The 7,311-nt window shown below is 69.5% G+C and carries 14 protein-coding genes; 2 read left to right on the top strand and 12 right to left on the bottom strand.

What is annotated here, in order from left to right:
- The 12 genes from IH13_RS43455 to IH13_RS0116560 form a co-directional block, all read right to left on the bottom strand.
- The coding region (locus IH13_RS43455) for a hypothetical protein (protein WP_158791198.1) at nucleotides 1–231 on the bottom strand (231 nt) is incomplete at its 3' end.
- Nucleotides 232–364: 133 nt separating this feature from the next.
- Nucleotides 365–733 (bottom strand): hypothetical protein, encoded by a 369-nt coding sequence (locus tag IH13_RS0116610; RefSeq protein ID WP_158791196.1) that lies wholly within the window; start codon nucleotides 731–733, stop codon nucleotides 365–367.
- A 284-nt stretch (nucleotides 734–1,017) separates the two neighbouring features.
- Nucleotides 1,018–1,179 carry a hypothetical protein gene (locus IH13_RS43450; RefSeq protein WP_158791194.1) on the bottom strand — a complete coding sequence of 54 codons (162 nt, stop codon included), beginning with the start codon at nucleotides 1,177–1,179 and terminating at the stop codon, nucleotides 1,018–1,020.
- 56 nt (nucleotides 1,180–1,235) lie between these two features.
- Nucleotides 1,236–1,379: a hypothetical protein gene (locus tag IH13_RS43965; RefSeq protein ID WP_199814697.1), complete on the bottom strand. Its 144-nt coding sequence runs from the start codon at nucleotides 1,377–1,379 to the stop codon at nucleotides 1,236–1,238.
- Nucleotides 1,380–1,408: 29 nt separating this feature from the next.
- Nucleotides 1,409–1,888: a glycine-rich domain-containing protein gene (locus IH13_RS0116600; protein WP_031085179.1), complete on the bottom strand. Its 480-nt coding sequence runs from the start codon at nucleotides 1,886–1,888 to the stop codon at nucleotides 1,409–1,411.
- Between the two features lie 202 nt (nucleotides 1,889–2,090).
- Nucleotides 2,091–2,282 carry a hypothetical protein gene (locus tag IH13_RS0116595; RefSeq protein ID WP_031085178.1) on the bottom strand — a complete coding sequence of 64 codons (192 nt, stop codon included), beginning with the start codon at nucleotides 2,280–2,282 and terminating at the stop codon, nucleotides 2,091–2,093.
- A 305-nt stretch (nucleotides 2,283–2,587) separates the two neighbouring features.
- A complete protein-coding gene (locus IH13_RS46105) occupies nucleotides 2,588–3,433 on the bottom strand; it encodes a helix-turn-helix domain-containing protein (protein WP_031085176.1) in 846 nt (281 codons plus the stop codon).
- Nucleotides 3,433–3,960 (bottom strand): DUF6879 family protein, encoded by a 528-nt coding sequence (locus tag IH13_RS0116585; RefSeq protein ID WP_031085174.1) that lies wholly within the window; start codon nucleotides 3,958–3,960, stop codon nucleotides 3,433–3,435. The genes IH13_RS46105 and IH13_RS0116585 overlap by 1 nt, the downstream gene beginning before the upstream one ends.
- Nucleotides 3,961–4,355: 395 nt before the next feature.
- Entirely contained in the window at nucleotides 4,356–4,967 is a 612-nt protein-coding gene (locus IH13_RS0116575; protein ID WP_031085171.1) for a DUF4291 domain-containing protein, read from the bottom strand.
- Between the two features lie 47 nt (nucleotides 4,968–5,014).
- Entirely contained in the window at nucleotides 5,015–5,230 is a 216-nt protein-coding gene (locus IH13_RS0116570; RefSeq protein WP_031085169.1) for a DUF397 domain-containing protein, read from the bottom strand.
- A 444-nt stretch (nucleotides 5,231–5,674) separates the two neighbouring features.
- Nucleotides 5,675–5,854: a DUF397 domain-containing protein gene (locus IH13_RS0116565; RefSeq protein WP_324605188.1), complete on the bottom strand. Its 180-nt coding sequence runs from the start codon at nucleotides 5,852–5,854 to the stop codon at nucleotides 5,675–5,677.
- Entirely contained in the window at nucleotides 5,796–6,656 is an 861-nt protein-coding gene (locus tag IH13_RS0116560; protein WP_031085165.1) for a helix-turn-helix domain-containing protein, read from the bottom strand. Before IH13_RS0116560 ends, IH13_RS0116565 begins: the two co-directional genes overlap by 59 nt.
- Nucleotides 6,657–6,858: 202 nt before the next feature.
- On the opposite strand from IH13_RS0116560, the gene IH13_RS0116555 reads away from it, so the two are divergent.
- On the top strand, nucleotides 6,859–7,086 hold the full coding sequence (locus IH13_RS0116555) for a hypothetical protein (RefSeq protein ID WP_051835859.1): 228 nt from the start codon (nucleotides 6,859–6,861) through the stop codon (nucleotides 7,084–7,086).
- Between the two features lie 8 nt (nucleotides 7,087–7,094).
- A complete protein-coding gene (locus IH13_RS43960) occupies nucleotides 7,095–7,253 on the top strand; it encodes a hypothetical protein (RefSeq protein ID WP_199814703.1) in 159 nt (52 codons plus the stop codon).
- Nucleotides 7,254–7,311: the final 58 nt, after the last annotated feature.

The following is a 7,311-nucleotide window of genomic DNA, read 5'->3' as shown; positions in this document are numbered from 1 at the left end:
GAGCACGGCGGGCCTGCGCTGCGAGCCGCCCGTCGTGAAGTACGAGGTGTCGACGGACACCCCGTTCATCCGCATCATCCGGTCCTCGCGGTGCACGGACGGCGTACTGTCGTCGGCCACGGCGGTCCAGGTACCGGCTCCCGCGAGCAGGAGGAGCACGGCGACGAGCGCGGCCCACCTGCCCCGGGTGCGGGGCAGCCTGGGGCGCCACCGGGAAGTCGGAATGTCCATGGTCCGACCCTACGGGGCGCCCGCCGGGCACCGGGATGCCCCCGGGCGGAGGTTGCCGACCACCCTGGGGTGTACCCCCGGCCGCCCCGTACTCCGCACGCGGTACACCGCCGACCCGGTGCGGCCTCGGCTTTCAGCGACCGTCGGGGAGCATGACGGCGGGACAGGAGTGCGAGGACGTCGCCGTGTTCAGGAATGCCTGGAACGTGGCGCGCCGGATGTCCGCGTAGGACGGTGTTGTGTTGCGTGTGTGGTCGAGAAGCACTCCGTCGTACTCGTTGTTCCACCGCGCGGCGAAGTAGACATCTCCCTTACCGCAGTGGAGGACTGCCTGAGCGGGTCCGTAAACGCCCTTGTCGTCGGGGAGGTTCTTGAACGTTCCCGGCTCGCGCGAGGCCGCGCTGATGATCGTGGCGTCGGACGTGGCCACGAAGGAGAGCCGGGCGTCGCCGGTGCCGGCGAAGTCCATGTCGCACGCCCAGACCTGGGAGGTCTCGGTCAACTGTTCCTGTCCGGGCTCGGCGACACGGTCGAGGAGCGACGCCTTCGGAAGCGAGAAGCCCTGGACGCCGCCGACGTTCTGGGGGTTCGTGCCGCGCGGCGCGGCCGGCGTTGGCAGGGCGCCGGGCTCACCGTCGCCCCCGTGGGAACAGCCGGCCGCCTCCGCGACCCTCTGGGACGTGCGGGCCAACAGGCGGGCAAGAGCCTGTCGGTCGGCCGAGCCCCCTTCACTGTGACCTCGACCGTGGCTACGGTTTCCCGCTCAGGGGCCACGACGCGGGGGCCCTAGAAGTTCCCCACTTCCTCCCAGCATGCCTTGGGCAGTACGACGTATCCGCTGCTGTCGGACACGGCGCCGTCGGAGAAGTAGGACCTCGCCGCAGGGTCCTTCCAGACGGCCGTCGTGAAGGGGAAGGCACCCTGGACGGTCCCTGTCTTCCCCGCCATCCGCATATCCGGGACCCGGTGGCCCCGGCCGCGGTGTGCGACCGGGGCTCGACGGTTCAGCGCCGCGGCGGCTCCGGTGCCTGCGGAGTAATGAATGCCCGCACCGGCCGGGGCGCATCCGGGTCCCGTTCCGGAGTCTGCGCCGCCTCCCATGCCGCCACCAGGTCGGCGTACCGCGGGTCGATCCATTCCTGCGCCATCGGGGCACCTCCTCCAGGCAGGTTAGCGGTCAGCCCTTGGGCTTGGGCCTGGGCGTGATGACGATGGTGCACTCCGGGGCGTGCTGGCACTTCGCGGCCACGGCCACGAGCGTCTCGTTCGAGGGCGGCCCCCAGAGCTCCGAGTCCGCCTCGTACCCGAGTGCGGCGATCGTCTCGCGGGTGCGGTCGATGACGGGAGGGTCGTAGTTCGTCGGGTCGTACCCAGGGAAGTGGTGCACGAAGGTACCGAGGCGCCCGCACAGCTCGGCGTACATGGCGGTGTGCAGGATGAGGGCGTGCCATCCCTCGTCGACGATCCGGGACGGGGCCAGGCCGGTGGCCGGGTTCCGCGCGCAGGCGGCCACGAACTTCAGGGCCTCCTCGACGATCCGGGCGGCCATCTCCGGGGGCATGTCCGGGTTGGCGTCCATGACGGTGGAACGGCAGCTGGTGAACTGTGAGTCAGGGATGAGGGCCCGCGCGATGACGGGCAACTCGCATACGCTCATGGTCGGTCTCCTTCTACTGGTCGGGGATCGCCCGCCTCGGCCGCTGTCCGTCCAGGGATTGGGCGGCCGGGGCGGGAGTTCGTGGGCGGCTGTCGTGCCGCCGGGTGGTTTCGTCGTGGAACGGAGGAACGACGCCCTGCTTCACACAGCACCCTCTGGTACCGGCCTCGAACAGGGAACTCGTGCGGTCGGGCAGGCCACCTCACCAGCGCACGGCCTTGATCTCCGCAGCAGTGGGCGGCAGCGTCCGTCGCGGGAGCAGCGCCCGCCAGCCACGGCCCAGGCGTATGGCGGTCGAGCAGATGACTCCCGCTCGGCAGGTCGCGCAGGTGTAGGTGTGGCCAACCCACTTCTGGTACGCCATCTCGGTGGCTGACGTCGCCTTGGTCGTCATGCCCGGCCCCTCCTACAGGTAGGACAGCAGCGGGGAAACCAGAAGACCGAGTCCTCGGACAGGGTGAGCGGCCGGGCCCCGAGATCGTGTGCTGCGGTGTTGGACAGGGGCGCCTCGCACCAGACGCAATGGGCGCCACGCTGCTGCGCGTCGGACAGCGTCATGGGGTCGGGCAGTAGCGAGCCGGGAGCAGGCCCAGCAGTCGTGTTCGTCGTCATCGGCCGTCTCCCCGTTCGCGGTCGGTGAGTAGTACCGGTGACGGTAGGGATGTCGGTGGTCCGACGGGCCGACGTTTCTACGGGTTTCTACGCGAGCCCGGAAACAGCCTGTGCAATCAGCCGGAAAGCCGCTGGCCCATGCGCAGCACCCGCGCTCATTTCCTCGTGCGCGGCGATGTACTGGGTCACTTCGGACGGCGTCGTGATGGTGATCGCGGCCGTCAGCAGCTCGACCGCCACCTGCTCGGCATCGAAGACGGTGAAGGTCTCCAGCGGCCAGAGCGGTCCGGCCCTCGAAGGGATGATGCCGAGTGTCACGGCGGGCAGGGCCGCTGCCTGGAGGAGGTACCCGAGCTGGTCGGCCATCACGTCCCGACCGCCGACCTGGCGGCGGAGCGCGGCCTCCTCGATGAGGATGGGGAAGCGCCGACCGCTGCGGCGGATGATCCGGGACCGTTCCACCCGGGCATCGGCGGCTGCGGCCGAGTCGTCGGGCGTCCGGCTGAAGCGGGCGATCTCCGCGAGGAGAGCAGCAGCGTAGGCCCGCGTCTGGAGCATCCCGGGAATGACGCTGGAGCTGTACACCCGCATGACCCTGGTCCGTTCGTACAGCGGCAGCCGGGCCTGTTGTACCCCTCGGAGACCGGCGCGCTGGACCCGGCGCCACTCGGTGTACATCTGCTGTGCCTGACGGGCCGCTGCGATCAGGTCCGCTGCCTCGTCCTCCGCGCCGCAGGCCCGGCACCAGGCGCGGATGTCGTCGTCAGAGGGCTGTGACCTGCCGCTCTGAAGGCGGCTCACCTTGGACCCCTGCCAGCCGGTGAGCTCCGCCAGCTGCCGCCCCGTCATGCCTGCGTCGAGCCGGAGGGCACGCAGGCGACCCGCGATACGGTCACGCGTCTCCTGGACGCGCGCTGACGGGGAGGGAGCCATCAGGTGATCGTGAACTCCGGGTGCGGCACCGCCCGGTCCCACACGCCACGGAACGCGGCTGCGGTCTGCTCGGCGACATCCTGGCGGTCGTCGAGCTCGTCACGGAGGTGGCTTCCGTCACCGGCGAAGTGGTGCCACCGGACCAGCCGACCGTCGAACAGCCAGAAGTCGTGGGCCGGCAGGAGCAGGCCGAGTGCCCGGTCACGCGGCAGCCACCGCACATCCTCGCCCGCAGCCAAGTTCCGGCGGGTGCAGGCGTGCTCGAACCGGATGTACTCCGTCGCCGGTGTGGAGATCACCCGGGCCCGCCGGACGGTGACGCCTCGACCGACAGCGTCGGCCACCGAGTCGTGAAACGGCCCCCACCAAGCTGCTCGGTCGGTCACGTCGGCCAGCTGCCCCGCGCGCCAGGCCTTCAGCTCCTGGTCCTCCTCGTCGACCGCGTAGGCATCCCGGGTCTCCAGGTGCACGGCCGAGGTGGCGCACTGGGCCAGAATCTCAGCGAACGGGGGCACGGGCTGCGACATCCAGCATCCCCCTCAGCGCCTCGGTCATGCGAACCGGCAGCCGTACGACCGCCTCGGTGTCCGGGACAGGCCCGGTCTCCCGGCACCTCGCCTCCAGCACAGGGCTCGCCTTCCACCCTTGAACGACGAACTCCTGTGCCACATCGTCGAACCATACTGTTGGGCAGTGGTCCCCGTTCGTTTCCGGGTCTTTCGCAATGAAATGTAAGGTCATCGGTCGCTCCGCTGGTTGTCGTCTGCACGCGCTTCTACGGCTGTGCTCGGACCATGGTGCCGTCACCGGCCCACGCTGCGGGCCGGAACGCAGGAAGGGACTCCTGTCGCCCCGTGAAGTGCGCCGTAGGCGGGCCGGCCTGGCCAACTCGGTGCTGGTGTTCCCCGGTCGCCTTCCGACCTCAGCCGTCTGAAACCGCCGGTATCGGGCGGGGCGCCGGCAGGTCCAACGGTGTCTCCGCCGGCAGGAGGCCGGCGGCCTGCTCACGCTCTCCCGCCCTGACCAGTTCGTGCACCTCGCGCGCCAGTGGTGTCACATCGCGGATCGACACGGTCCACTCATCCGCGTACCTCCGCGCCGCCTCGCCGGACAGGCCGAGCTGGAGGGAGCGGTACGGCAGCGGGTTCATGTCCAGGTCCCGCTCGGGGTCCCACTGGACCCGGGCGGGGGCGGACCGCAGGGCCTGCTTCCAGGCGGCCTCGTCCGGGTGGACGCCGCGTACGTAGTGGGACAGCTCCGCGTTCTCCAACGCCCAGGCGAGGCCCGCCCGTTCGACCTCGACGGCAAGGACGACCTCCTGCCCTTCCTTCGCGCCCCACCCGCAGCGGTACATCATCCACAGGAAGCTGGGCTTCACCCACGTCATCCGGTCCCGCTTCCACGCTGCCGGGAACCGCCCGTCACGGACGGCCGGCAGCCCGATCGCGGGCCGGTAGGCCTGGTACACGGTGACCGTCGAGGCGGTGTGCTGAGCGCGGATCTCGTAACGGGGCGGGTTGGCCTGGACGTTCATGTTTCTCAGGATGGGCGAGGACACCGTGTCCCGGCACCTGGTTTTCCTCAGGCCGGGCGGTGCGCCTTCATCTCGTCGACGAAGGCGGACCAGGCCGCGGCCCCGAACATGAGCGCGGGGCCGTGGGGGCGCTTGCTGTCACGGACGGGCAGCACATCGAGGAGGCCGTCAGCGACCTCGACGCAGTCGCCGCCCGCCTGGTTGCTTCGACTGGACTTGCGCCAAGCGGCGGCGCCGCACTCGGGACCGGAGTCGGGAGTCACAGTACTTCTCCTTGATGAGGGAGCGGATCAGGCTGGCAAACGTCTGGGGTGAGAACGCAAGGGCTTGCAAGTGATCAAGTCCCAATGCGAACTCAGCCACGGTTGCAGGATGCTCCAACTTCTTCGGTGCAGGCAGGGCCACCCTCGCGTGTGCAGGGAGCAGATCGCGACCCACGCCTCCCCGACCTGGGCCGGGGACCATCCCCGCGTGCGCGGGGAGCAGACGGACCGCTTCGTGTACAGGCCCGGGTTGGTGGGACCATCCGCGTGTGCGCGGGGAGCAGACCAAGGGGTTGGTCGTGCGGGCCTCCACCGCGGGACCATCCCCGCGTGCGCGGGGAGCAGACTGCGTGACCTGGGGATTTAGCAGCGCGATCGGTCATTTTTAAGCACTTTCACCGACTCCGGCATTGCACGCAAAATACCCAACCTAGCGAGCCTTCCTTACGCGGAACGGTCCGCCTTCACCTCGTTGACGAAAGCGGACCAGGCCGGCGCCCCGAACACGAGCGCCGGCCCCTGCGGGCGCTTGCTGTCGCGGACCGGAAGCACGCCGGGGAATCCGTCAGCGACCTCGACGCAGTCGCCGCCCTGCGTGTTGCTGTAGCTGGACCTGCGCCACACGGCGGCGCTGGGAACGACTCGGGAATCGTGCGTCACGGTTGGTGTCCTCCAGGAGGGAACGGATCAGAGCGGCCGACGCCCGTGGCGACAGAGCAAGGCCCTGCAAGTAATCGAATGCTAAGGCGTATTCGGCAACCGCCACAGAGTGCTCGACGAGCTCTCCGGAGTGCGAGCCCTCCAAGTAGGCGGTGTCGGGCCGCGAAGCGAACGACAGCACCGTGGCCGAACCGTCCAGCAAGGGGTGAGCACCCGCACTGAAAGGCAGCACTTGCAGCGTGATCTGGTTTCGCGCTTCTGCCGCCGCCAGCAGGTGAGCCAACTGCTCGCGCATGACGGCCGGGCTGTCCACGGTGCGAAGGAGTACCGCCTCGTCGAGCACCACCCACAACACGGGCGGACTCTCGCTACCCAGAATCCTCTGTCGGGCCATCCGTGCCGACAGCAGCTTTTCAAGTTCGTCCCCGACACTTGGGCGCGCCACACCCAAGAGCTCCCGCGCGTAGGCCTCTGTCTGAAGCAGCCCCGGAACGGAGTGGGCGGCGTACTTACGGATCTTGCTCGCCTGTGGCTCCAGATTCACGTACCGCCGGGCCCAGTCCGGGATCGGTGTCCGTACCACGTGCTGCCACAGGTCCAGCAGGTCCCCGTCCGCCTTGAGCAGCCGGTCAAGTGCCTGGGCCACGTCCGGAACCGGTGTCTCGTTGCCCAGCTCGAACTGCGCGATGCGACTGTGTGCGATCGGGACCCTGTCCCCCAACTCCCGCTGCGTCCAGCCCGCCTTCGTCCGGAACTTGCGGAGCATCGACCCGTAGAGCGCGGTGAGTTACTGCGTCGGGTCGAGCTTCTTCGGTGCGGGCACTGCCATCCCCGTTTTCACTCGGCACCTCGAAAACAATTACACCTGGTGATCGTAGCGATACGGACCGATGCCCAGTGGTGGAACAACCCTGCCCAATCCATGGCCACCCAGGGCCAGTCAGGTCGACCCACCGAGGAGTACGCACGTGAGCGTGGAACAACACAGGACCGCGGCAGAGCGGATCAGCGAGGCCGAGACGGCGCGGGACGACCTGCGGCGGGCGCTCACCGCCGTGGGGGTGACGTTGCCGTCATTGCGTCTGGACCCGGTGCCGCTCGCCGCCCAGGTGCCTTTGCCCCCGGTGGAATTGGGGCGCTGCAATCTGGAGATCACGCGTCGGCTGACCACCGCCCTGCACCGGCGCCCCGAGTGAGCGGCGTCGTGGAACAGGCACCGGACCCGCAGCCCGAGGAAGCGGACCGGGAGGCGGACGGGGAGCCGGACCCGGTCACGGAAGCGGCGGCCGACGAGCAGCGCCGGGCGGCGCTGCTCGCCAGGGTCCGCGAGGCCAACAAGTGGAGTACCGGCAGGCCCGTCTGACCCCCGCTCCCTGCCGGTGACGTATCACCTGGCAGTGGCTCCCGGCAGGGAGCGGGCC

The organism is Streptomyces sp. NRRL WC-3549 (assembly GCF_000721935.1).
Classification (GTDB): Bacteria; Actinomycetota; Actinomycetes; order Streptomycetales; family Streptomycetaceae; genus Streptomyces.
This window is presented reverse-complemented; position numbering and strand designations above follow the sequence as displayed.

What these genes read in the sequence shown, in the direction of transcription:
- IH13_RS0116595 (WP_031085178.1), bottom strand. Translation starts at nt 2,282, where the DNA reads ATGACGACCAAGGCGACGTCAGCCACCGAGATGGCGTACCAGAAGTGG.
- IH13_RS0116585 (WP_031085174.1), bottom strand. Translation starts at nt 3,960, where the DNA reads ATGTCGCAGCCCGTGCCCCCGTTCGCTGAGATTCTGGCCCAGTGCGCC.
- IH13_RS43450 (WP_158791194.1), bottom strand. Translation starts at nt 1,179, where the DNA reads ATGGCGGGGAAGACAGGGACCGTCCAGGGTGCCTTCCCCTTCACGACG.
- IH13_RS0116600 (WP_031085179.1), bottom strand. Translation starts at nt 1,888, where the DNA reads ATGAGCGTATGCGAGTTGCCCGTCATCGCGCGGGCCCTCATCCCTGAC.
- IH13_RS0116575 (WP_031085171.1), bottom strand. Translation starts at nt 4,967, where the DNA reads ATGAACGTCCAGGCCAACCCGCCCCGTTACGAGATCCGCGCTCAGCAC.
- IH13_RS0116560 (WP_031085165.1), bottom strand. Translation starts at nt 6,656, where the DNA reads ATGCTCCGCAAGTTCCGGACGAAGGCGGGCTGGACGCAGCGGGAGTTG.
- IH13_RS46105 (WP_031085176.1), bottom strand. Translation starts at nt 3,433, where the DNA reads ATGGCTCCCTCCCCGTCAGCGCGCGTCCAGGAGACGCGTGACCGTATC.
- IH13_RS43965 (WP_199814697.1), bottom strand. Translation starts at nt 1,379, where the DNA reads ATGGCGCAGGAATGGATCGACCCGCGGTACGCCGACCTGGTGGCGGCA.